Origin of the sequence: Chromobacterium sp. S0633 (assembly GCF_024158805.1) — a bacterium.
Taxonomy (GTDB): domain Bacteria; phylum Pseudomonadota; class Gammaproteobacteria; order Burkholderiales; family Chromobacteriaceae; genus Chromobacterium.
The window spans coordinates 18,762-40,837 of sequence record NZ_JAMZGH010000049.1 but is presented as its reverse complement, the minus strand read 5'-3'; the positions used below and the strand labels follow the sequence as shown (position 1 = coordinate 40,837).

Below are 22,076 nucleotides of genomic sequence, written 5' to 3'. Positions count from 1 at the left end.
GCACCGCGCGCAGCGACCGAGATAGTACAAGGGGTACAGCGAGGGAGCGAGCACGGAGCAACGCAGCTATCGGACGGCGCAGCAGGTTTTTCGAGGTCCCCACCGGTCGCGGAACTGCTGCTGGACTATCAGGTGCTGAGCAACGGCGAACCAATAGGCCGGCTGCGGACCGAACGCCGCCGCGGCTGGCTGGACGACATGCCGGTGCTGCAGGTCAGCAACCGGATGGACCTGCGCTGCAGCGGGCTGTGGTTCGACTACTCGCTGCAATCGGACGAGAGCATGGATTTCGGCGCGGACGGCCTGTGCCGCTACGCCGGCGTCTCCGACGAGGACGGCGACAAGACCGTGATCAAGGGCCGGCTGCGTCAGGGCGTGCTGACCCTGCGCCTGCACGACGGCCAGCTGGAGGTGCGCCGCTTCAAGCTGGGGGATTTCGACGCCAGCAGCGAAGACGCCGCCGAGCGCTTTCTCGTCGGCGGCCAGGCCGAGGCCACCTTGCGGGTGCTGGATCTGGAGCACTTCGATATCGACGAGGTCCGCTACCAGCGGCTGCCGGACGAAACCCTGGACCTGCTGGGCCAGCCGCGGCAGGCGAGGGTGGTGGCCTATCAATCAAAGCGGCGCAAGATCAGCGGCACCGGCTGGTATCTGTCCGACGACGGCGGCGAAGTGCTGGTGCGCCAGAGCAGCCGCGAGCGCGGCGACCACAACGAAGTGATATTGACCCATTGGGAAAGCAAACCATGCCAAATCAAGACTTAGCCGTCACCCTGGTGCAAAGCGACATCGCCTGGGAATCGGTGGACCAGAACCTGCAGCGGATGGAGCGCCACCTGAGCGCGGTGAACGACAGCCGGTTGATCGTGCTGCCGGAAATGTTCACCACCGGCTTCAGCATGCGGCCGGAGAAGATCGCCGAAACCATGGACGGCAAGGCGGTGCAATGGCTGCGCGACACCGCGCGCGCCAAGCGCGCCGACCTGGTGGGCAGCGTGGCCATAGAAGAGCAGGGCCGCTACTACAACCGCCTGCTGTGGGCCAAGGCCGACGGCAGCCTGTTCAGCTACGACAAGAAGCATCTGTTCAGCTTCGCCGGCGAGCACGAGCACTACACCGCCGGCGACGCGCCGCTGATCGTCAAGGTGGACGGCTGGTCGGTGGCCGCCTTCGTCTGCTACGACCTGCGCTTCCCGGTCTGGTCGCGCAACAACAAGAGCCAGTACGACTTGGCGCTCTACATCGCCAGCTGGCCGGAGCGCCGTTCCAAGCACTGGCAGACGCTGCTGCCTGCGCGGGCGATCGAAAACCAGGCCTTCGTCATCGGCGTCAACCGGGTGGGCATGGACGGCAACGACATCCGCTACAGCGGCGACTCCATGCTGATCGATCCGCTGGGCGACACCCTCTATCACGGCCGCCAACTGGAAAGCGTGTATCAGGCCAGGCTGTCGCGCGCGCAGCTGGACGATGTGCGCGCCCAGTTCCCTTTCCTGAAGGATGCGGACCGTTATCAACTCGTTTGACCGCGCGGCGGCAATGAAAAGAGGCGGATAAGCCTTGCGGCTGCGCGGGGTTTTCCGCTGCTTCGGTTCTCCTTCGGCTTCTATGGAAAGTGAAATGCACCAAGCCACAACAAGAGAAAAAGTCATCGAATTCCAGTCGGTGACCAAGCGCTTCAACGACTACACCGCGGTCAACGACGTGTCGCTGGACATCTATCGCGGCGAATTCGTCGCCCTGCTGGGGCCCAACGGCGCCGGCAAGACCACGCTGGTGGAAATGCTGGAGGGACTGAAACAGCCGGAGGCCGGCTCCATCCGCATCCTGGGGCGCAGCTGGCAGAAGGACGAAAGCTATCTGCGCCACCGGCTGGCCGGGGTGCTGCAGGAATCGCTGTTCATCAACAAGCTGCGGGTGGACGAAACCGTCAACCTGTTCGCCAGTTTCTACCGCCGGCCGCGCAGCCGCGCCGACGAGGTATTGGAGCTGGTGGAACTGACCCCCAAGCGCAAGGTGATGGTGGAAGGGCTGTCCGGCGGTCAGCGCCAGCGGCTGGCCCTGGCCATCTCCATCCTCAACCAGCCGGAAATCCTGATCCTGGACGAGCCCACCACCGGCCTGGACCCGCAGGTGCGGCGCGGCACCTGGGACATCCTGCGCAAGCTCAACAAGGAGCTGGGCTCCACCATGTTGCTGACCACCCACTACATGGAAGAAGCCGAATACCTGTGCGACCGCATCTGCATCATGCACCAGGGCCGCATCCTGACCCAGGGCACGCTGGACGAACTGCTGGCCGCGCACGAGCCGGGCGAAGTGGTCGAATACCGGGTCAAGAGCGGCGCCGGCGGCGCCGAGCCCAAGCACAAGGACAACATCATCAGCTACAGCTACGACCAGGCGTCCGCCAAGGCGAGGCTGCTGGTACGCAACGGCTCGGCCTTCCTGTTCCGTCTGTCCGAGTTCATCCGCGAACAACAAATCGACATCGACGAAATCATCGTGCGCAAAAAAACGCTGGACGATTTATTCCTGTCACTGGCCGGCCGAGGTTTCCATGAATAACGCCTTGCTCAATCTGATCGTCACTCAATTCCGCCAATACCTGCGCGAACCGCAAATCCTGTTCTGGTCCTTCGGCTTCCCGCTGCTGCTGGTGTGGCTGCTGGGCGTGTCCTTCTCCGGCGGCGAAATCAAGGAGCGCACCATAGGCGTGGTGCTGCCGCCCAGCTTGCAGGAGCAGGCCGCGGTCAAGGCCTGGATCAGCAAGGTGGAGGCCCGCAACCAGCCGCTGTCCAGCGTCATCAACGCGGACGAGATCAAGCGCGACCACCTGATACGGATGAAATACCGCTTCCAGTACTACCCGGACCGCGAATCGGTGTTGCGCGGCCTCAAGCGCGGCGATGTGCAGGTGTTCATGGAGCCCAGCGCCGACAGCGGCAAGCGCATCTACTACCTGGACCCGCAGAACAACGAGGCGCTGCTGACTTACTTCTTCCTTGGCGACGACCCGGACGCGCTGAGCCAGGCGGTGGACAAGAATATGTCGGTGCTGGACAGCCCCGGCCTGCGCTACATCGACTTCCTGGTGCCCGGCCTGGTGGCGATGGCGGTGATGGAAACCTGCCTGATCGCGGTCGGCTGGTCGCTGATCGAAAAACGCGCCACCCGCGTTACCCGGCAGATGCGCATCACCCCGATGCGCAAAACCGACTTCCTGCTGGCCCATGTGCTGGCCTGCCTGGTGTTCAGCCTGCTGGAAACCCTGGTGCTGTATTTGTTCGCCAGCAGTTATTTCGACGTGCACGCCCAGGGCGGGGCGCTGCCCTTCATCGTGCTGCTGCTGGCCGGCAACGTCTGCTTCGCCGGCATCGCCATCCTGGCCGCCTCGCGCGCCACCAAGGCGCAGACCGCCAACGGCCTGCTGGAAATGACCATCCTGTTCCTGGTGATCTTTTCCGGCATCTTTTTCAGCTACAAGCACTTCCCGGAGTGGATGGTGGCGGTGATCGAGGTGTTGCCGCTGACCATCCTGGCGGACGGCATGCGCATGATCTTCGTCGAGGGGGCCGGAGTGCTGGAAATCGCGCGTTCGGCGGTGGTGCTCACGCTGATCGGCATTGCCGGCTTCGTCAGCGGCGCGCGGGTGTTCCGCTGGTATTAGGGGCATGAGGCATCCGCTGCGCGGATGATGGTTTTGATTGCCGGGGCGGCCCTGACCGAGCGAGGCAAGCGTAGCGTCGCGAGGGAATAAGGCAGGAAGGGGAACCACTCGGCCAAATTCCCCTATCACTGAGCGAATCAAGGATTCGCTCAGTGATAGCGCGCTAACGTCGCGCAGCTCGAACAGGCAGCCGCTTAAAACGAGCGAAGCGAAGTTTCTGCCTAGCTAAAACCTCGGGCCTGCCACCCGGCGGCAGACTTGAAGGGACTTTGGGCGCGTTGGATACGTGCTTCCTTTCTTGCTGGCCAGTTCCGTCGTTTCAAGAGTGTGAAGAACCGAGCATCGCTGTTGAGCATGCTGGCCGACAGCTCATTGTTAAGTTGTCAAAAAGGAGGAAAGGTAGTGAAACGCTTGATCCTCGCCCTATTGGGCATCGCCATGCTGTCCTTGCTGACGGCCTGCGAACTGGACGAAGACGGCAAGCCGCGCGGCAGCCAGGTGCTGTGGGACCGCAGCGGCGTGCCGCACATCTACGCCGCGCGCGCCGACAGCCTGGCCTACGCCTTCGGCCGCGCCCAGATGCAGGCGCATCCGGAGCTGCTGCTGCGGCTGTACGCCCAGGGCCGCGGCCGCGGCGCGGAATACTACGGCGCGGTGTTCGAGGCCGGCGAGCCCTTCCCCAGCAATATGGCGGAAGTGGACCGCCTAGTGCGCGCGATGGGCTTCCCGGAACGCTCCAAACAATGGCTGCAACAACAAAGCCCGCGCATGCGTGCCTATCTGGACGCCTTCGTCGCCGGCGTCAACGACCAGGCCGCCGCCAGCGGCGGTCTGAGCCCGGCGGCGCGCGCGGTGCTGCCGGTGCGCAGCGAGGACGTGCTGGCCCACACCCTGCGCATCTTCTTCGGCTATCTGAGCGGCTCCACCGCCACTGGCGCGGCCAATTGCTCGCTGATCTACCCGGACGCGGTGGCCACCCCCATCAATCTGATCGGCGGCTCCAACGGCTGGGCGCTGGGGCCGGCCAAGAGCCGTTCCGGCAACGCCATGCTGCTGGCCAACCCGCATTTGCTGTGGGGCGGCAGCCACACCTGGTTCGAAGCCCAATTCAAGAGCCCGGAATACGATATCTACGGCGCCACCCTGGTGGGCCTGCCGGTGATGCGCATCGGCTTCAACCAGCGGCTGGGCTGGGTGCACACCGTCAACACCCAGGACGGCTGCGACCTGTACCAACTCAAGCTCAGCGGCCGGCAATACCTGCTGGACGGCGTGGCGCGCGACTTCGAAACCAAGCGCGAAACCCTGTATATCCGTCAGCCGGACGGCAGCCTGCAAGCCGAGCAGCTGACGCTGCGCCGCGCCGAGCAGGGCCCGGTGTTCGACAAGGACGGCCAGAGCTACGCGCTGCGCATCGTCGGCGTCGATCAGTTGCAGACTCCCGGCGTGCTGGAACAATGGTGGGATATGGCGCAGGCGCCTGACTTCCAGGCCTTCCGCAGCGTCGTGGCGCGGCTGCGCAACCCCTACCACAACATCATCTACGCCGACGCCCAGCGCAATATCTGGGCGGCCTTCGGCGGCCTGACCCCGCGCCGAGCCGGCGGCGACGCCGCCTACTGGGCGCAGCCGGTGGACGGCAGCCGCAGCGATCTGATCTGGCGCCAGGCGCTGAGGCTGGATGAATTGCCGCAGGTGGCCAACCCGGCCAGCGGCTGGGTGCAAAACTCCAACAGCGCGCCCTGGTATATGAGCAAGCCGGCGCTGGACCCGGCCGCCTACGCCGGCTATCTGTCGCCGCGGGCGTCGCCGCTGCTGCGCGAACAGCGCGGCATCGAGCTGATCGAACAGACTTCGGCCTTCACCCTGGATACGCTGCTCAGCGCCAAGCACGACACCCGGCTGCTGCTGGCGGACCGGGTGCTGGACGATTTGATCGGCTATGCGCGCGCCTCCGGCGACGCCGGCCTGATCGCCGCGGCGCAAGTGCTGGCCCAATGGGACCGGCGCAGCGACGCCGCCAGCAAGGGCGCGGTGCTGTTCGCCGCCTGGGTGGCGGCCTCCGGCGGCGAAGAGGCCTTGCGCTACCGCCGGGAAGCGGATCCGGCGCAGCCCTACGACACGCCCGCCGGCCTGCGCGACGCCGGCTTCGCGCTCAGCAAGCTGGGCGCGGCGGCCCAGGGCTTGCAACAGGCCGGCGTGCCGCTGGACATCGCCTTCGGCGAAGTCTACCGGCTGCGGCGCGGCCCCGCCGGCGGCGCGGCGCGCTTGGACCAGCCGGCCAGCGGCGGCGCCGAGGGTTTGGGGGCTTTCCGCACCTTCAGTTATATCGGCGACAGCGACGGCCGCCAGCGCGCCATCTTCGGCGACACCTTCACCGCCCTGGTGGAGTTCGGCCGGCCGCTGCGCGCCAAGGTGATCAACACCTACGGCAACAGCAGCCAGCCGCAATCGCCTTACTACGGCGACCAGATGGAGCTGGCGGCGCGGAACGCCATGCGCGACGCCTTGCTCAATCGCGAGCAGGTGGAGGCGGCGCTGTCCAAGCGCGAGTGGTTCCGCCGCTAGCGCCGAGGCGGCCGCGGCGGCGACGTCGCGGCCCTTCGCCTTCATCCGCTGTGGGCGTCGCATGACGGACGCCTAGGTTTGCGCCATTGCGCCCAGGCTGGCACAATGGCGCCGTTGTCATTGGGGAGTAGCCATCTTCGGCCCCACCGAAGAGGCCGCGTCAACAAACTTGAGGAGCTTTCCTCATGGCGCGGTCAGCGGCCGGCATTGCCGGCGCCGCCAAGCGAGACCTTTGGCCACGATGCGTTTGCCGCCGGGCAAGCCGTGTCGTTGCGCCATTGTCCATCCGCTTGCCCGGCCCAAGACTATCTATGCTGTTGACCCTGTCGTTTCTGCTCGGCCTCGCCGTCCTGATCTATCTTTCCTGTCAATACTTCGTCAACGCCATCGAATGGTGCGGACGCCATCTGAACCTGGGCGCCAGCGCCGTCGGCACCGTGCTCGCCGCTTTCGGCACCGCCTTGCCGGAAAGCGCCGTCACCTTGACCGCGATGGCCTTCGGCGGCACGCCGCAACATAAGGACATCGGCGTCGGCGCCGCCCTGGGCGGGCCGCTGGTGCTGGCTACGCTGGCGTACGCGGTGGTGGGCTTCGCGCTGTGGCGCAACCGCAGCCGGCTGGGGCGCGGCGACTACCTGCTGCGCGTCGATCACCGCCGGCTGGCCGGCGACCAACTGGCGTTTTTGCTGATTTTCGCGTTCAAGGTGGCGCTGGGCCTGCTGGCCTTCGCCATCAAGCCCTGGCTGGGCGTGCTGTTCCTGGCCGCTTACGCCGCCTATGTCTGGCGCGAGATCCGCAGCGCGGACACCGCGCCGGAAGAGGAAGAACTGGACGCCTTGAAGCTGCGCGCCGGCGGCGGCCTGGGCTGGGCGGCGACGCAGGCCCTGCTGGCCTTGGCGGTGATCGCGGCGGCGGCGCACGGTTTCGTCGCGCAGCTGGAAGCGCTGGCCGGACACTGGGGCATGGCGCCGCATCTGGTGGCCTTGCTGCTGAGCCCGGTGGCCACGGAATTGCCGGAAATCATGAACGCGCTGATCTGGCTGCGCCAGGGCAAGGAGCGTCTGGCTTTGGCCAATATCTCCGGCGCGATGATGATACAGGCGACGATTCCCAGCGCCTTCGGCCTGTTCTTCACCCCGTGGATGTTCGACGGCGTCCTGCTGTGGTCCGGCCTGGCCACGATGGCGGCGATCGCCGGCTTGTGGCTGTTGTTCCGCCGCGGCAGCGTGGACGGCCGCTGGCTCTTGGGCGCGGGCGCGGTGTACCTGCTGTTTGCCGGCTGTCTGGTGTGAGGCAAGAGCCCGTTCAACGCCGTATCGCTGAAGCGTCGCAGACTATGAACGGGTTCTCAGAACGTGTTTACGATCTCGCGAGCTAAGGCGAGACAAGGCGAAAATGGCTGAGAAAGCGGAATGTACGCGTGGTACATGAGCATTTCGAAGATGTTTTCAACGCCGTATCGCCGACGCGCAGCAGATCGTAAACAGGTTCTCAGAGCCAGGCCGCCACGCCGCCATGATGCGAACACGTGCCGCGCCGGTGCTGGCTGAAGCTATAGCTGCCGTCGCGGCAGCGCGCGCTGGCGCCGGCCGGCGCTTTGCCGGAGCGGGTATGGGCCGGGCTGTGCACCTCCACGCCGTCGGAGTTGGTGTAGCTGCCGTGTTCCAGCAACTGCTCTTGCGCCGGCGCGCTGGCGTGCCGATGCGTGTGCGGCGTTTTGGCTTCAAGCGGCGCGGCCAGCAGGGCCAGGCTGAGGCCGAGCAGGCCGGCGATGCGCCGCAAAGCGGGGATACGGAACTGTGCAGGCTTTTTCATGTCATTCGATTGTTTAATGTGTCATTAAAAGTGCTTGAACCTGTTCGTGATGTTTTGACGCATCTATTTTCTGGGTTCAGGCGCAAAAGAATATGTATCGCACTTTAGTTCATTGTCATTGCGGCGGATAGCGGCAATGCGCATCGGGGGAACTAAACCGCGATGGCCGGCCGTTGCGACGGGCCGCGCCGTCATACCGAATCTGGGGATTGATCTATGGATGATTTTGCGCAGCGGCGCGTCTTGCTGGCGGCCTTGGCCGCCACGCCGTTGATCTGGGGTTGCGCGCGCCCGCCGTTGCGGGTGCCGGGCGAAGCCCCGGCCGCGCGTCAATTGGCGGAGCTGGAACGCAATGCCGGCGGCCGCATCGGCGTGTTCGCGCAAGAGGCGGACAGCGGGCGGACGCTGGCTTACCGGGCGGATGAGCGCTTCCCGATGTGCAGCACGTTCACGCTGCTGCTGGTGGGCGCCTTATTGCAACGCAGCGCGACGCAGCCGGATCTGCTCTACCGCCATGTCGGCTACCGGCGCGAGCAATTGATCGACTATTCGCCCATCTCCGAACAATACGTGGAGCAGGGCATGTCGGTGAAAGACTTGTGCGACGCGGCGATGCGCTTCGGCGACAACACCGCCGCCAATCTGCTGCTGGAGCAGTTGGGCGGGCCGCAGGAGGTGACCCGCTTCGCCCGTTCGTTGGGCGACGGCCTGAGCCGGCTTGACCGCGTCGAGCCGGAACTGAACCGCGCCGAGCCGGACGATCCGCGCGACACCACCACGCCGGCGGCGATGACGGCCAATCTGCGCGCGCTGCTGTTTTCCCCGCTATTGCCGGAGCGGCAGCGCGGTTTGCTGAACGACTGGCTGCTGGGCAACACCACCGGCAATCTGCGCATCCGCGCCGGCTTGCCGGCGGAGTGGCGGGTGGGGGACAAGACCGGCAGCGGCGGCCACGGCGCCGCCAACAATGTGGCCGTGGCCTGGCGGCCGGGCAAGTCGCCGTTGTTGCTGTCGGTCTATTACTGGGGCTCGACGGCGATGATGGACGAGCGCAACGCGGTGATCGCCGCGGTGGCGAGGGTGGCGGCCGCCGAGTTCGCTTGAAACGCCGCGCGGGGCGGGCAGGTCCTGCCGGAATGAACGACGCCGCGGCCATGGCCGCGGCGTTGTCGCGCGCGGCCCCCTTGAGCGCTGGGCGTCCGCGCGGAACCTTGAATCGCGTTTAAGGCAGCCGCGCCGGCGCCACCACGATGCCGGCGCGTAGTCCGGGCTTGACCGTGGGATTGGGGAACAGGATGCGCTCATCGCCGCCGACGGCCACATAGCGGTGTTCGCCGTCCTCGGCGATCAGGAAGCCGTCCGGCAACGCGGTGAAGTTTTCCACGTCGTCGGCCAGGTGCAGGCGGAAGGCTTCGCTGTGTTTGACGATGTCGTACTTGGCCTGGAACAGCGGCAGGTCGCCGTCGCGGTAGCCGGGCAGTTCTTGCTCCGGCTCCGCCAGCAGCCGGCGCAGCGCCTGGTCGATGCCGGCGAAGCGGGACAGATCGTTTTGGCCGAAGGGCCGCGCCTTGCCCAGCTCCAGCGTGAAGGCGTCCGCCTGGCAGTGGCGGCTGGTGAAGTAGCTGAAGGTATTGGCCGGCTGGCTGTGCAGCAGCACGGTTTCCACCTGGCAGCTCTTCAGCCAGGCCAGTTGCGCGCGGCTGTGCGGGCGTTCGTGCAGATAGGGGTAGATGGCGAACTTCTCGAACACCGAGCCGCGGATCGCGGTGTGCAGATCGTAATGCCAGCGCCGGCCGCGGGCGGAGGCGAAAAAGTCCGCCGCTGCCTGTTCCAAACGCGCCGCGCGCGCCGCTTCGCGCGCTTCCGGCTGGCGCGCGTGCGCGCCGTTGAACAGCCGGTTCATATCGTAATCCAGATAACGCTTGCCCAGCCGCATCGCGTCCAGATTGCCGAAGATCACCAGCAGCCGGCAGCGCAGCGCCAGCCTGCCGCCGGCGATGTCGGCCAGGATGGCGTTGAGCACCTCGATAGGCGCGGTCTCATTGCCGTGCACGCCGCTGGACAGCAGCAGGGAATCGTCGGCAGCGGAGAGGGGTTCCAGCTCGACGACGCCGTAATCCAGCCAGCGCGCCCGCACGCCGGAGTGGAGCTGCCATTCGGCGGAGGCCGGGGAGGCGGGATTCATGGTCCAGGACAGAAAATCGTGGTGATGCTCGCGCATGGGCTGGCTCGTGCTTGCGGCTAGTGATGACCGGGGCATTGTAACCAGAGCCGGCGCGGCAGGTGGCGGCGCGTGGCGCAGATTTGAAAAAACATGCCGTATTTGGGCTAAAAGCCTTGTTCGGCGCGGCTTGGCGCGCCGGGCCGCGCTGTGGTTTTTTGGCGCGGCGGAGCAAGGGGCCGGGGCGCGCTCTTGTTGAATATTTTGGACAAGTCCATTGCCGGAACCGCGAGGTCCCCGGGCGGAGAAACGGCCGCTTGCCGGCATGAGAAAAATATAGGGGGCTGTTTTTGCTCAAGCCTTGCCCGGCAAGGCTTGCCGGGCCGCCCGGCGCGGGCTTGTCGATTAAATTGGACATGCGGATTTTTATACATTTTTTTACTTGTCAAGCCGCGTGATGTTGTTACAATCCGCGCTCGTTTGCAGCTTTGCAAACCTACAATTCAATTGTTTCGCTCCGACATCCCAGGCCCACATAAAAGCTGTTCAGCCCGAAAGCCGCGCACTAAGGAGCGGGGTTATCCATCATAAGGATGCTCCTGCGGCTGGCTCATCGCTTTTTCGGCGGCGGCCTGGGCGCGTCCTTTGGAAATCCCTGTCCACCCATCATTGCGCGGGGTTCAGGGCTTTCCGTCAGTTCTTGAGGGGAAAACTCATGGCTTGGTCTGTGGCTGATAGCCGGGCGTTGTACGGCATCCGGCATTGGGGAGCGGGGTACTTCGACATGGGCGCCAACGGCAATATCGTCGTGCGTCCGAATGTGCGCCAAAACAAGGAAATCGACCTGCATCGTTTGGTGGGCGAACTGTCCGGCAAGGGCCTGGACCTGCCGTTGCTGGTGCGTTTTCCCGACATTCTGCAAGACCGCGTCACGCGTCTGTGCGCGGCCTTCGACAAGGCCATCGCCGAACAAGGCTACGGCAATCGTTATACCGCCATCTATCCGATCAAGGTCAACCAGCAAGAAGCGGTGGTGAAGAGCATCATCGCCACGCCGGACGTGTCCATCGGCCTGGAAGCCGGCTCCAAGCCGGAACTGATGGCGGTGCTGGCGCTGGCGCCCAAGGGCTGCACCATCGTCTGCAACGGCTACAAGGACCGCGACTACATCCGCCTGGCCTTGATGGGCGAACGTCTGGGCCACCAGGTGTTCATCGTCATCGAGAAAGAATCCGAAGTGGAGCTGGTGATCGATGAATCCCGCAAGCTGGGCATCCGTCCCAATATCGGCATGCGCGTGCGTCTGTCCTCGCTGGCGTCCAGCAAGTGGGCGGATACCGGCGGCGAGAAGGGCAAGTTCGGCCTGTCCGCCGGTCAGCTGATCTCCGCCGCGGACAAGCTCACCGCCGCCGGCCTGGCCGACTGCGTGCGCCTGATGCACTTCCACATGGGGTCGCAGATCGCCCACATCGGCGATTACCGCAGCGGCTTTGGCGAGGCCATCCGCTACTTCGCGGAACTGCGCGCGCTGGGTCTGCCCATCGACCACGTGGACGTGGGCGGCGGCCTGGGCGTGGATTACGACGGCACCCATTCGCGCAACGACAGCTCCATCAACTACGATATGGACGAGTACGCGCACGTGATCGTGTCCATGCTGTCCGAGTTCTGCGGCGAGAACGGCATTCCGCATCCGCGCATCCTGTCCGAATCCGGCCGCGCGATGACCGCCCACCACGCCGTGCTGATCATGAACGTGACCGATGTGGAGCGCCTGCCGGACGAAGTGCCGCAGGTGGACGACATCGCCGCCTTGTCGCAGCCGGTGCGCAAGCTGTTTGAACTGGTTCAGCTCAACGACGACGACCTGGTCACCGAAATCTACTACCGCGCCAGCCACTACGTGTCGGAAGTCACCGATCTGTACGCCGCCGGCCGGCTGTCGCTGAAGGAAAAGGCGCTGGCCGAGGACGTGCACGCCGCCTTGTGCCGCCGCCTGCACAGCCAGCTGCAAGCCAGCCAGCGTTCGCAGCGCCAGGTGTACGACGAACTGACCGACCGTCTGGCCGACAAGTACTTCTGCAATTTCTCGGTGTTCCAGAGCCTGCCGGACACTTGGGCCATTGACCAGATTTTGCCGATCACCCCGCTGCACCGTCTGAACGAGCAGCCCACCCGCCGCGCGGTGCTGCAGGATCTGACCTGCGACTCCGACGGCAAGCTCAAGCAGTACGTGGACCAGCAGAGCATAGAATCCAGCCTGTCCGTGCACGAGGTGAAGCAGGGCGACGAGTATCTGATCGCCGTCTTCCTGGTGGGCGCTTACCAGGAAATCCTGGGCGATATGCACAATCTGTTCGGCGACACCGACTCGGTCAACGTCTATGTGCGCGACGGCGGCGAGCTGGAGTTCTCCGGCGTGGAAGAGCACGACACCATAGAAGACATGCTGCGTTACGTGCACCTGTCGCCGGAAGACATCCTCAACCGCTACGAAGCCAAGTCGCGCGCCGCCGACCTCAGCAGCGAAGAGCGCAGCCTGTTCTTCGCCGAGTTCTGCCGCGGCCTGAAGCAATCGTCTTATTTGTCGGTCTGATCGACTGCTGGGACGGATCAAAACAGCCGGGCTGACGCCCGGCTGTTTTTGTTGGCGCCGCGTCTGTTGCCGAGCAGACCGTTCTGTGCCGGATGACTTTAAGCAATTTCACTTATCGTCGTCTAAGTTCGTGTTTCTGATCGGATTTTTATCTGGATTTTACGCCGGGCGCGGCCGGTTTCGGGCCGGCGCTTGCAATACGGGCAAACCTTGCTAGTTTGAGAAAGCCAATAATTGATTGGCATAAACATGGGGGTTGCCATATGTCTTTCTCTAGCGTTCCTTACTTCCTCACCTATAGCCAAAACACCGCGCTGGGCATTACCGCCAAAGATTCGATGAGCGGTTCCCAGCTGTACCTGCAGCCCATCCAAGGCAACTTCCTGTCGCTGTTCAACATCGACTTCGCCAACGGCGTGTTCGCGCTGGCCACCAGCGGCAACCAGCTGGTGATCGACATTTCCGACCTGTCCAGCGGCAAGCCCTTGGTGCTGCGTCCGTACAATCCGTCCTCGCTCAGCCAGCAATGGGACCTGTTCTCCCGTCCGGGCTATATCTCCAGCCGTCAAAACAACAATCTGGTGATAGACAACCAAAGCCGCGGCGGCGTGGGCAGCCTGATCTGGCTGTACGAGTTCAACGCTTCGCCGGCTCAGCAATGGGCGCTCAAGCCGCTGACCTCGGCGCAACGCTCGGAACTGGTGCTGGAAACCGCTTAATCAGCGAAGGGCAAAGATCGCGGCGGCGGGCGCAAAGAGTCTGTTCAAGGTTTTGCGAGCAAGGGCGAAACAAGGCGAAAACGGCTGAGAAAGCGGAATGTACGGTTGGTACATGAGCATTTCGAAGGAGTTTTCAACGCCGTCTCGCCAACGCGCAGCAGATCGTAAACAGGTTCTAAGGCTCGCCGCCGCTTTTTGGGTTCATGCAAGGAGCAAGAGATGGGTTTCAGCAGCACTTCGTATTTCATCACCTCGGCCTATTTCCCGGATTACGCCATTGTGGCCGAGGATTCGATCAAGGGCTCCCGGCTCAGCCTGCAGCCGTTCCAGAACAATTTCGCCGCCTTGTTCAATATCGACTTCGACCGCGGGCTGTTCGCGCTGGCCACCAGCGGCAATCAATTGGTGATCGCCGCCAATGAAGTGGCCGACGGCTCGCCCTTGCAACTGGATCTGCTGCCGGAACCCGCGCTGCCCAGCCAGCGCTGGGATGTGTTCTCCCAGCCCGGCAACATCGTCAGCCAGGCCGATCGCACCCTGGCCTTCGGCTTCGGCATGGAAAAAATCTTCCCGCCGGCCTTGCGGCTGCGCAAGCTGCATCCCGGCCGGCCGCCGATGTGGATTCTGCGGCCGATGACCGCGCCCGGCGGCTGAGTCCTCGGCGTCCGCCGCGCCTGGCGTCACGCGCGGCGGCCTTGTCAGGAGCGCAGCAACTGCTCGCGCACCCAGACGGCGGCCAGGCCCAGCGGCCGCCGCCGCGACCACACCAGATCGATGTGGCGCGCCTTGGGCCAGCCCGGCGCATGCAGTTCGCTCAGGCGGCCGGCGCCGAAGGAATCCGCCAGCCAGCGCGGCAACTCGGCCCAGCCGGCGCCCAGGATCGCCATTTCCAGCAGCATCAGATAGCTGGGCGCAAACCAGCAGCGCCGGCTCAGCGTGTCCGGCTTGCTTTCGGTGTAAGTGTTCAGCCGCAACTCCCGGTGGCCGCTCAGCGCCTGCCGGTCCACCTGCTCCAGCGCCGCCAGCGGATGGCTGCGCGCCACGTACAAAGCCACTTCGCTGACCTCGCCCAGCGTGGCGTGGCCGATATCGGCCGGGTACTGCTCCAGCGCCGCCATGCAGCCCAGGTGCGCGCGTCCGGTCTGGATCAAGTCCAGCACGTCGTCCTGCTCGCCCACCAGGCATTCCAGCTCCAAGGCCTCGAAGTGCCGTTCCAACTGCCGCGTCACCTCCTGAAAGCGGGATGACTGGTAGGTGTCGGACAAGACCAGGGTCAGCCGAGGCTCCAGTCCGGCGGTCAGCAACTGCGCCTGCTGGTTCAATTCATCGCCTATGGCCAGCATCTGCCGCGCGTAGCCCAGCAGATGACGGCCGGCCTGGGTCAGCGCCGGCTGGCGGCTGCCGCGGTCGAACAACTGCACCGCCAGATCGATTTCCAGATTGGCGATGGCCTCGCTGATGGTGGACTGGCTCTTGCCCAGCCGCCGCGCCGCGGCGGAAAACGAGCCCAGTTCGGCGGCGTTGGCAAACGCCGCCAGCGCGTCTAGCGACATGCTCATATCGGTTTCTCCGATTTAATCCATCTTTATCCTATCCGAAAAACCAATAAAAATCGCGTCATTGTCTTGCCAATCAAGCCGCGGCGCAGCAGGTCGCACACCGCTTCCAAGCGCCGCGGCGGATCAAGGAGAATCGATGCAAGTAAAGAAATCCTGGCTGGAGCGCGCCTTCTACGCCGTGGCTTACGAACTGTGCGCCGTGATGTTGTTGATGCTCTTGGCCAGCTGGCTATTGAATCAGGACACCGCGCAGATCGGCGCGCTGGCCCTGATGATGACCACGGCGGCGATGTCGTGGAACATCGTCTTCAACGCGCTGTTCGAACGCGTGGAACGGCGGCGCGGCTGGACGCGGACCCCGGCGTTGCGGGCGGCGCACGCGCTCTTGTTCGAGGGCGGCTTGGTGATTCTGCTGGTGCCGCTGGCGGCCTGGTGGCTGGAGATCAGTTACTGGCAGGCCTTCTTGTTGGATATCGGCTTTTTCCTGTTCTTCCTGCCCTATACCTTTGTTTTCAACTGGCTGTACGACGGACTGCGCGCCAGCCTGTTGCGCCGCCTGAGCCGCGCCCGCGCCGGCATGGCTTGATGTATCGGTTTTATCGATGGTTATTATTTTTTAACCATCCGAAAAACCAATCAGAATAGCGACTATCTTGACGTTCACGATCTTGCGGACCATGGCGAGACAAGGCTTTGCGGCCGAGACAGCGGAATGCGCGAGCGCTTCATGCGCGTTTCGAAGTGGTCTTCAAGCCTCTGTCCAACAATCCCGCCGCGGCGCAGCGGATCGTGAACGGATTCTTTAAACGGTCATGATTGTGAAATAGTATGGACAAACAAAAATCCTGGCTGGAGCGAGGCTTCCACGCCGTGATGTACGAACTGTGCGCGATGGCCCTGCTGGTGCCCTTGGCTTCCTTGGTGATGGAACAAAGCCTGCTGCACATGGGCGCGCTGGCCTTCATGATGTCCACCGCGGCCATGTTGTGGAACGTGGTGTTCAATATGCTGTTCGACCGCCTGGAAGCGGCGATGGGCTGGAGCCGCACGGTGGGCGTGCGCTGCTTGCACGCACTGATGTTCGAGGGCGGCCTGGTGTTCATGCTGGTGCCCTTGGCGGCCTGGTGGCTGAACGTCAGCTACTGGCAGGCTTTCTTGCTGGATTTGGGCTTCTTCGCCTTCTTCCTGCCTTACACTTATGTATTCAACTGGCTGTACGACGCCCTGCGCGCCAAGCTGCGCGAGCGCGGCGGCAAGCCTTGCGCCGAACTGGAGTCTTGAATGAAAACCTGGTTGTTCCTGGCCGTCGCCATCGTCAGCGAGGTGATCGCCACCTCCTCGCTGAAGGCCTCCGACGGCTTTACCCGGATCGGCCCATCCTTGCTGACGGCCGCCGGCTATATGCTGGCCTTCTACATGCTGTCGCTGACCCTGCGTCAGATCCCGGTGGGCGTGGCTTACGCGCTGTGGTCCGGCGTCGGCATCGTGCTGGTCTCCATCGTCGGCTGGGTCATGTACGGCCAGAAGCTGGACGCGCCGGCGATGATAGGCATGGGCCTGATCGTGGCCGGGGTCTTGGTGATGAATCTGATGTCCAAGTCCGTGGCGCATTGAGTCGAAGTCCCGCTCTCGGCCCGCGCGGCGGAAGAGGGCGGAACGCAAAAACCGGCCGGGAATCCCGGCCGGTTTTATTTTGCGTGATAGCGCCGCTCAGTGCGTCTTGGGATTGTGGAAGACCGGCTTGCCGGCCAGCCAGGTTTGATGCACCGGGATGTCGCGCAGCGATCCGGCCGGCACCGCCGGGTCCAGCGGGTCCTGTTCCAGGATGGCCAGGTCCGCCAGTTTGCCCGGTTCCAGCGAGCCGACGATGTGGTCCATATGGCACTGCCAGGCGGCGTCCAGCGTCACCGCGCGCAGCGCGGAGAGCCGGTCCAGACACTCCGCCGGATTCAGCGCCTGCCGCTCCGGGTCCGCCTCCATCACCCGCGTCACCGCCTGTTCCATCATCCGCAGCGTGCCCAGCGGCGACACGAAGTGATCCGAATGCAGGCTGATGCGCAGACCGGCCTTGAGCGCGGACTGACAGCGGTCCAGCATCTGGGCGCGCTCGCGGCCCAGGATGGTGGTCTTGAAGGTGTGGCCCCAGTAACCGACGTGGCCGATCAGGAAGCTGGGCGACAGCTTCAGCCGCGCCATGGTGGCGATGCTGGCGTCGCTCAGCAGCGAGGCGTGTTCGATGCGCGAGCGCAGCGCCAGCTTGGGATTGGGCGCGCCGTCCTTGGCGTTTTCGTCGTATAGCGCCAGTTCGAAGGCGGCCAGCACGTAATCCACCGCCTGATCGCCGTTGGCGTGCACCAGCACCGGCCAGCCGGCGTTCAGCGCGCGCTGCAACTGGGCGGCGAAGGTGATGGGCGGCTCGAAGTTGAACAGGCCGCGCGGAGAGACATTGGGCACGCTGTGCTGGTCCGCGCAGCAATAGTCTTGCGATTGGTAGCCGGTCAGGCCCTGATTGGAGCCGTCGGCGATCAGCTTGAGCGCGCGGATGCTGAAGCGGTCGTCGTCGTGCGGAATGTGATTGGGCTGGAAGGTGTGCAGCCACTGCTCTTGCAGCCAGTCCTGGTTGGAGTACAGCGCCGCGCCGATGCGCACCGGCGCCAGCGGGCTTTGGGCGAAGGCGCGCAGCAGCGTGATTTCCAGCTGGCCCATGGCGGCGCCCAGGCCGGCGTCGAACAGCGTGGTCATGCCTCTGGACGCGGCCTCGTGCAGGATTTCCTGCAGCTTGCTCAGCAAGTGCGGAGCGGCCAGGCCGGGAATCACCGCCAGCACCTTGCCGACGTCGGCCTCGGTGGTGACCCCCTTGGTGTCGGGGTCCAGCCCGGCCAGCTTCATCGCCGGGGAGTTGGCGTAACCCAGGTGGCCGGAGGCGTTGATCAGGAAGATGGGCGTCTCGGTGCTGATCTGGTCCAGAAAGGGCTGATCCGGCTCCTGCCATTCCGTCATCAGAGAGGGGTCCACGCCAAAGCCGGTCAGCCATTGCGGCGCGTCGGCGCGCGCGTGGCCGTGCCGGGCGGTCAGCTCGTTGCGCAGCTTCTCGGCAATCCAGCCCAGATTGTAGCCCGGGCGCAGGATCTGATCCTCGAAGGGGCTCAGATTGACCCAGTTGCGGTACAGCGCGCTGGGCAGGATGTGCATATGCGGGTCCACCATGCCCGGCAGCAGGGTCTTGCCGCGCAGATCGATCCGCTCCGCGCGCGGCTGGGCCTGCATATCGGCCTCTACCTGCCGCAGGCTGCCCACCGACACCACCTTGCCGTGGGCGACGCCCAGCGCTTCCACCCGGCCGGACTGTCCGCCTTGCAGCGTGTAGATGGGGCCGCCGTGGAAAATGGCCGCGTCCTGATGCAGCGCCAGCTTGGCGCGCTCGGCGGCGACGCGGATCAGGCCGGACAGGCTTTCGGTCCAGTTGTGATGTTGCAAGGCGTCCAGCTGGGTGGACAGCCGGGGCAGCGTGCAGCACGCGCAGCCGGGTTGATGGGGAAGGGACATGGGCGCTCCTGTGCATGGCGTCGGGACGGCGCGGCGGCGCCGCGCACAGGGCGAATTGTATGCCGATGGCAAGGGCGCCAGGCTGACAAAAGCTGAGCAAGGCCCGGCCCGCGCCGGGCCCTTGCGCCGCCGCGCGCCTCAGACCGGCGGCGCCGACTCCGTCGCGCAACCCAGCTTGGCGTTCAGATACACCGGCGCGCCGGAGCGCCAGGTCTGCAGCACCGCGATATCGCGCAGATTGCTCACCGCCGGGTCCAGCGGGTCCTGCTCCAGCACCACCAGATCCGCCAGCTTGCCCGGCTCAAGCGAACCCACGACGTGGTCCATATGGCATTGCCAGGCGGCGTCCAGCGTCACCGCGCGCAAGGCGCTGAGCCGGTCCAGCCGTTCCGCCGGATTCAGCGCCGGCTTGCCGCCGGCCTGTTCCGGCGCCGCCTCCATCGCGCGGAAAATCGCCTGCTCCATCATGCGCAAGCCGCCCAGCGGGGTGACGAAGTGATCCGAATGCAGGCTGATGCGCAGGCCGGCGCGCTTGGCGGACAGACAGCGGTCCAGCAGCTTGGCGCGCGCCTCGCCCAGAATGGTCTGCTGGAAGGCGTGGCCCCAATAGCCGACGTGGCCGATCAAAAAACTGGGCGACAACTGCAGCTGCGCCATCTGGGAAATGTGCTCGTCGGTCAATAGCGAAGCGTGTTCGATGCGATGACGCAGCCGCGCGCCGGCGCAATCCGGGCGCAGCGGCGCGGACGGGTGATTCAGCGCGTGCTCGTAAGCCTGCAGCACCTCGTCGATGGCGCGGTCGCCGTTGGCGTGCACCATGGCCGGCCAGCCGTGCTCCACCGCCTGCCGCAAATGCGGGGTAAAGGCGCTGGGCGGGCGGAAATTGAACAGGCCGGTGGCCGGCACATTGGGCACCTGGTGCTGCGGATAGCATTTATAGGCCTCGGTCTGATAGCCGGTCAGCCCCTGGTTGGAGCCGTCCGACACCAGTTTCAGCGCCTTGATGCTGAAGCGCTTGTCCTCCATGCCGTCCAGGTCCGGGCGGAACAGCCGCGTCCACTCGTCCATCTGCCGCGTCTCGTTGGAAAACAGCGCGGCGGCGATGCGCACCGGGTTCAGCGCGGTCTGGGCCACCAGGTCCAGCAGCAAGACCTCGAACACCCCCTTGCCGGAACCCAGGCCGGCGTCGAACAGCGTGGTGTTGCCCATCTTGGCCGCGCCGTGCAGCACCTGGCTGATGCTGGCGAGCAGCGTGGTCGGGGACGGGGAGGGCAGCGCCGGCATCATCTGCAGCACCTGTTCCTCCACCAGCACGCCCTTGCACTCCAGGCTGATGCCGGCCTTGGCCAGCGCCGGCGCGTTGGCGTAGCCGATATGGCCGGAAGCGTTCATCAGGAAAATGGGAGTCTGATCGCCAAACTGGGCGAACCAGTCCAGATCCGGCTCGGTCCACTCCCGCATCAGCGAGGGATCCAGGCCGAAACCCAGCACCCAGGCCGCGCCGTCCTTGGCCTTTTGCTGTTTCTTGGGGTCGGCCAGCGCCGCGCGCACCGTGTCCACCACCCCGGCGATGTTGTAATCCGGCTTCAGCGTCTGGCCGGAGAACGCGCCCACGTATTGCCAGGACGAGAACAAGGCGCTGGGCAGGATGTGCATGTGGGGATCGACGAAGCCGGGCAGCAGGGTGCCGCCTTCCAGCGACATCTCCTCCGGTTTCTTATGGCCGGCGGCGGCCATGGCCTGCCGCACCTCCTCGCGCGAACCCGTCGCCACGATGCGGCCCTTGGCGATGCCGACGGCGTCCACCGTCTGCCTCCCGCTGCTGGCCAGGGTATGGATGGGCCCGCCGTAAATGATCAGCGTCTGCGGCGGCGAGGGCGGCAACAACCGTTTTTCCTGCTGGCGGATCAGCCGTTTGGCCTCGTCCTGCCAGTCCGGCCGCTCAAACAGCTCATCGTGCAGCTGAGCCAACAAGGGAAGAGTGCAGCAGGCGCAGCCTGGACCGTGCGGGTGATGATGACTCATGGCGGATGTCCGGTTGAAACGCCGGCTCCGGGAGAAGCGCGGGGCCGCGCGCGAGGAACGGAAAAAGCGATGTCATTATAGGCGGCGTCCCGGCGCAAAAAAACGCCGAACTGGCCATTCGGGCGGGGGCGGGCCGCCGCGCCCGGCCTCGCGGCGCACAGCGGATTGTGAACCGGCTCTCAGCCGCCGCACACCTGATTGCGGCCGTGCTGCTTGGCGTGATACAGCCGCTCGTCCGCCAGCTTCAGCAGCCGGCTGACCTCGGGCATGTCGGACGCCGCCACGCCTATGCTCACCGTGTAGCGCAGCCCGCCCTTGGCGGTGGTCAGAATACAGCCCTCTATCGCCAGGCGCAGGCTCTCCAGCCGGCACACCATGTCCAGCTCGATGGGGCTGGGGCTGAGAATCACGAACTCCTCGCCGCCAAAGCGCGCCACGATGCCGTCCGGGAAAAACTGCTCCATCAGCCGCGCGGTGTTGCAGATCACCTGATCGCCCACATCGTGGCCGTATTGATCGTTCACCCGCTTGAAGTGATCGATGTCCAGCACCGCCACCCCGTAGCCGTTCTTCAACTGCATCACCTGCTCAAAAAAATGCCGGCGGTTGGACAAATTGGTCAGCGGGTCGCGGTCCGCGGTTTCCTTCAGGGATTCCAGATTCTCCACAAACTCCACATTGCGGGTGACGCGGCAGAAGAACTCCTCAAAGTTAAACGGCTTTTGCAGGAAATCGTCCGCCCCGGCCTTGATGAAGCGCGTGGTCATGGTGGGGTCCTGGTTGCCGGAAATGCCGATGATGGCCAGGCGGTCGTGATCCAGGAAGCGGCGTATCGTGCTGGTCATCCGTACCCCGTCCATGCCCGGCATGTCGTTGTCGCTCAGCACCAGCTTGATGTGCTTGTCGCGGTGCAAAATCTCCAGCGCCTGCTTGGCGTCCTCCGCCTCCAGCACCTGGTAGCGGTGGCGCTCCAGGTTTTCGCGCAGAAACTGGCGGTAGGACGCGGAATCGTCCACCACCAACACCTTGATGCCCGGATTCTTGCGGATGCGGGTCAGCATCCGCATCACGTAATCAAAGGCCGCCGGGCTTTCCTTGCTGACGTAATCCACCACCGGCAGCTGCAAGATGCGGTCGCGCACCTCGCCGTCGGTGCGCGAAGTCAGCACGATGGTGGGGATGGCCTCTTGAAACAGCAAGGGCAAATGCTCGCCGCCGGGCGAATCCGGCAAATTGTAATCCGCCACCGCGGCGAGGAAATGCTGGCCGGACGTCAGCGCCTCGCGCACCTCCAGCAGCGAACACACCGGCACCGGCGTAAGGCCGATTTCCTCCACCATGCGGCACAAGGGGCGGATCAACACCATGCTGTCTTCAATCACCAAAACGCGCGTTTCTTCGCTCATCGTCCGCATAT

General features: G+C 64.8%; 19 protein-coding genes and 1 riboswitch. Of the genes, 13 read left to right on the top strand and 6 right to left on the bottom strand.

Annotated features, from left to right (window positions below; genetic code table 11):
• The first annotated feature begins 132 nt into the window (after positions 1-132).
• The 6 genes from NK214_RS21570 to NK214_RS21545 all read left to right on the top strand — a co-directional run bounded on the left by NK214_RS21570 (position 133) and on the right by NK214_RS21545 (position 7,530).
• Positions 133-765 (top strand): hypothetical protein, encoded by a 633-nt coding sequence (locus tag NK214_RS21570; protein WP_107799356.1) that lies wholly within the window; start codon positions 133-135, stop codon positions 763-765.
• A complete protein-coding gene (locus tag NK214_RS21565) occupies positions 747-1,526 on the top strand; it encodes an amidohydrolase (protein WP_253315475.1) in 780 nt (259 codons plus the stop codon). The genes NK214_RS21570 and NK214_RS21565 overlap by 19 nt, the downstream gene beginning before the upstream one ends.
• A 94-nt stretch (positions 1,527-1,620) precedes the next feature.
• Positions 1,621-2,568, top strand: coding sequence for an ABC transporter ATP-binding protein (locus NK214_RS21560; protein WP_107799354.1), 948 nt, complete (start codon positions 1,621-1,623; stop codon positions 2,566-2,568).
• Entirely contained in the window at positions 2,561-3,670 is a 1,110-nt protein-coding gene (locus NK214_RS21555; protein ID WP_107799353.1) for an ABC transporter permease, read from the top strand. Before NK214_RS21560 ends, NK214_RS21555 begins: the two co-directional genes overlap by 8 nt.
• Positions 3,671-4,072: 402 nt before the next feature.
• Positions 4,073-6,238: a penicillin acylase family protein gene (locus tag NK214_RS21550; RefSeq protein WP_253315474.1), complete on the top strand. Its 2,166-nt coding sequence runs from the start codon at positions 4,073-4,075 to the stop codon at positions 6,236-6,238.
• 110 nt (positions 6,239-6,348) lie between these two features.
• Positions 6,349-6,493, top strand: a riboswitch (yybP-ykoY riboswitch).
• 56 nt (positions 6,494-6,549) lie between these two features.
• Positions 6,550-7,530 carry a sodium:calcium antiporter gene (locus NK214_RS21545; RefSeq protein ID WP_107799351.1) on the top strand — a complete coding sequence of 327 codons (981 nt, stop codon included), beginning with the start codon at positions 6,550-6,552 and terminating at the stop codon, positions 7,528-7,530.
• A 199-nt stretch (positions 7,531-7,729) separates the two neighbouring features.
• On the opposite strand, the gene NK214_RS21540 is transcribed toward NK214_RS21545, so the two are convergent.
• Positions 7,730-8,053, bottom strand: coding sequence for a DUF3761 domain-containing protein (locus NK214_RS21540; RefSeq protein ID WP_227108053.1), 324 nt, complete (start codon positions 8,051-8,053; stop codon positions 7,730-7,732).
• A 216-nt stretch (positions 8,054-8,269) separates the two neighbouring features.
• On the opposite strand from NK214_RS21540, the gene bla reads away from it, so the two are divergent.
• On the top strand, positions 8,270-9,157 hold the full coding sequence (gene bla / locus NK214_RS21535) for a class A beta-lactamase (RefSeq protein ID WP_253315473.1): 888 nt from the start codon (positions 8,270-8,272) through the stop codon (positions 9,155-9,157).
• A gap of 118 nt (positions 9,158-9,275) precedes the next feature.
• On the opposite strand, the gene astE is transcribed toward bla, so the two are convergent.
• Positions 9,276-10,274 (bottom strand): succinylglutamate desuccinylase, encoded by a 999-nt coding sequence (astE, locus tag NK214_RS21530; protein ID WP_253315472.1) that lies wholly within the window; start codon positions 10,272-10,274, stop codon positions 9,276-9,278.
• 655 nt (positions 10,275-10,929) lie between these two features.
• Here astE and speA point away from each other — a divergent pair.
• The 3 genes from speA to NK214_RS21515 all read left to right on the top strand — a co-directional run bounded on the left by speA (position 10,930) and on the right by NK214_RS21515 (position 14,183).
• The gene (gene speA / locus NK214_RS21525) at positions 10,930-12,810 is read left to right on the top strand and encodes an arginine decarboxylase (RefSeq protein ID WP_107799347.1); all 1,881 of its coding nucleotides are present in this window, start codon (positions 10,930-10,932) and stop codon (positions 12,808-12,810) included.
• A 263-nt stretch (positions 12,811-13,073) separates the two neighbouring features.
• The gene (locus NK214_RS21520; RefSeq protein WP_107799346.1) at positions 13,074-13,529 is read left to right on the top strand and encodes an RICIN domain-containing protein; all 456 of its coding nucleotides are present in this window, start codon (positions 13,074-13,076) and stop codon (positions 13,527-13,529) included.
• A gap of 219 nt (positions 13,530-13,748) precedes the next feature.
• Complete coding sequence (locus NK214_RS21515) at positions 13,749-14,183, top strand: hypothetical protein (RefSeq protein ID WP_107799345.1); 435 nt, start codon at positions 13,749-13,751, stop codon at positions 14,181-14,183.
• 44 nt (positions 14,184-14,227) lie between these two features.
• On the opposite strand, the gene NK214_RS21510 is transcribed toward NK214_RS21515, so the two are convergent.
• Positions 14,228-15,088, bottom strand: coding sequence for a LysR family transcriptional regulator (locus NK214_RS21510; RefSeq protein ID WP_107799344.1), 861 nt, complete (start codon positions 15,086-15,088; stop codon positions 14,228-14,230).
• A gap of 136 nt (positions 15,089-15,224) precedes the next feature.
• On the opposite strand from NK214_RS21510, the gene NK214_RS21505 reads away from it, so the two are divergent.
• From NK214_RS21505 to NK214_RS21495, 3 genes are all read left to right on the top strand, one after another.
• Positions 15,225-15,674, top strand: coding sequence for a multidrug/biocide efflux PACE transporter (locus NK214_RS21505; protein WP_107799343.1), 450 nt, complete (start codon positions 15,225-15,227; stop codon positions 15,672-15,674).
• A 242-nt stretch (positions 15,675-15,916) separates the two neighbouring features.
• Positions 15,917-16,369, top strand: a complete 453-nt coding sequence (locus NK214_RS21500; protein WP_107799342.1) for a multidrug/biocide efflux PACE transporter — start codon at positions 15,917-15,919, stop codon at positions 16,367-16,369.
• Positions 16,370-16,702, top strand: a complete 333-nt coding sequence (locus NK214_RS21495) for a multidrug efflux SMR transporter (RefSeq protein ID WP_081544619.1) — start codon at positions 16,370-16,372, stop codon at positions 16,700-16,702.
• A 96-nt stretch (positions 16,703-16,798) separates the two neighbouring features.
• Here the strand turns inward: NK214_RS21495 and NK214_RS21490 are convergent, their stop codons facing one another.
• From NK214_RS21490 to NK214_RS21480, 3 genes are all read right to left on the bottom strand, one after another.
• Positions 16,799-18,634, bottom strand: coding sequence for an amidohydrolase (locus tag NK214_RS21490; protein WP_253315471.1), 1,836 nt, complete (start codon positions 18,632-18,634; stop codon positions 16,799-16,801).
• A 138-nt stretch (positions 18,635-18,772) separates the two neighbouring features.
• Positions 18,773-20,659, bottom strand: a complete 1,887-nt coding sequence (locus NK214_RS21485) for an amidohydrolase (RefSeq protein ID WP_253315470.1) — start codon at positions 20,657-20,659, stop codon at positions 18,773-18,775.
• A 179-nt stretch (positions 20,660-20,838) separates the two neighbouring features.
• Positions 20,839-22,065 carry a diguanylate cyclase gene (locus NK214_RS21480; RefSeq protein ID WP_107801778.1) on the bottom strand — a complete coding sequence of 409 codons (1,227 nt, stop codon included), beginning with the start codon at positions 22,063-22,065 and terminating at the stop codon, positions 20,839-20,841.
• Between the last annotated feature and the right edge of the window lie 11 nt (positions 22,066-22,076).

Bases quoted from the DNA above. Each gene is read 5' to 3' on its own strand.
- NK214_RS21545 (WP_107799351.1), top strand. From the start codon at position 6,550: ATGCTGTTGACCCTGTCGTTTCTGCTCGGCCTCGCCGTCCTGATCTAT.
- NK214_RS21555 (WP_107799353.1), top strand. From the start codon at position 2,561: ATGAATAACGCCTTGCTCAATCTGATCGTCACTCAATTCCGCCAATAC.
- astE (WP_253315472.1), bottom strand. From the start codon at position 10,274: ATGCGCGAGCATCACCACGATTTTCTGTCCTGGACCATGAATCCCGCC.
- NK214_RS21510 (WP_107799344.1), bottom strand. From the start codon at position 15,088: ATGAGCATGTCGCTAGACGCGCTGGCGGCGTTTGCCAACGCCGCCGAA.
- NK214_RS21480 (WP_107801778.1), bottom strand. From the start codon at position 22,065: ATGAGCGAAGAAACGCGCGTTTTGGTGATTGAAGACAGCATGGTGTTG.
- NK214_RS21490 (WP_253315471.1), bottom strand. From the start codon at position 18,634: ATGTCCCTTCCCCATCAACCCGGCTGCGCGTGCTGCACGCTGCCCCGG.
- speA (WP_107799347.1), top strand. From the start codon at position 10,930: ATGGCTTGGTCTGTGGCTGATAGCCGGGCGTTGTACGGCATCCGGCAT.
- bla (WP_253315473.1), top strand. From the start codon at position 8,270: ATGGATGATTTTGCGCAGCGGCGCGTCTTGCTGGCGGCCTTGGCCGCC.
- NK214_RS21540 (WP_227108053.1), bottom strand. From the start codon at position 8,053: ATGAAAAAGCCTGCACAGTTCCGTATCCCCGCTTTGCGGCGCATCGCC.
- NK214_RS21485 (WP_253315470.1), bottom strand. From the start codon at position 20,659: ATGAGTCATCATCACCCGCACGGTCCAGGCTGCGCCTGCTGCACTCTT.
- NK214_RS21520 (WP_107799346.1), top strand. From the start codon at position 13,074: ATGTCTTTCTCTAGCGTTCCTTACTTCCTCACCTATAGCCAAAACACC.
- NK214_RS21505 (WP_107799343.1), top strand. From the start codon at position 15,225: ATGCAAGTAAAGAAATCCTGGCTGGAGCGCGCCTTCTACGCCGTGGCT.
- NK214_RS21560 (WP_107799354.1), top strand. From the start codon at position 1,621: ATGCACCAAGCCACAACAAGAGAAAAAGTCATCGAATTCCAGTCGGTG.
- NK214_RS21515 (WP_107799345.1), top strand. From the start codon at position 13,749: ATGGGTTTCAGCAGCACTTCGTATTTCATCACCTCGGCCTATTTCCCG.
- NK214_RS21565 (WP_253315475.1), top strand. From the start codon at position 747: ATGCCAAATCAAGACTTAGCCGTCACCCTGGTGCAAAGCGACATCGCC.
- NK214_RS21500 (WP_107799342.1), top strand. From the start codon at position 15,917: ATGGACAAACAAAAATCCTGGCTGGAGCGAGGCTTCCACGCCGTGATG.
- NK214_RS21495 (WP_081544619.1), top strand. From the start codon at position 16,370: ATGAAAACCTGGTTGTTCCTGGCCGTCGCCATCGTCAGCGAGGTGATC.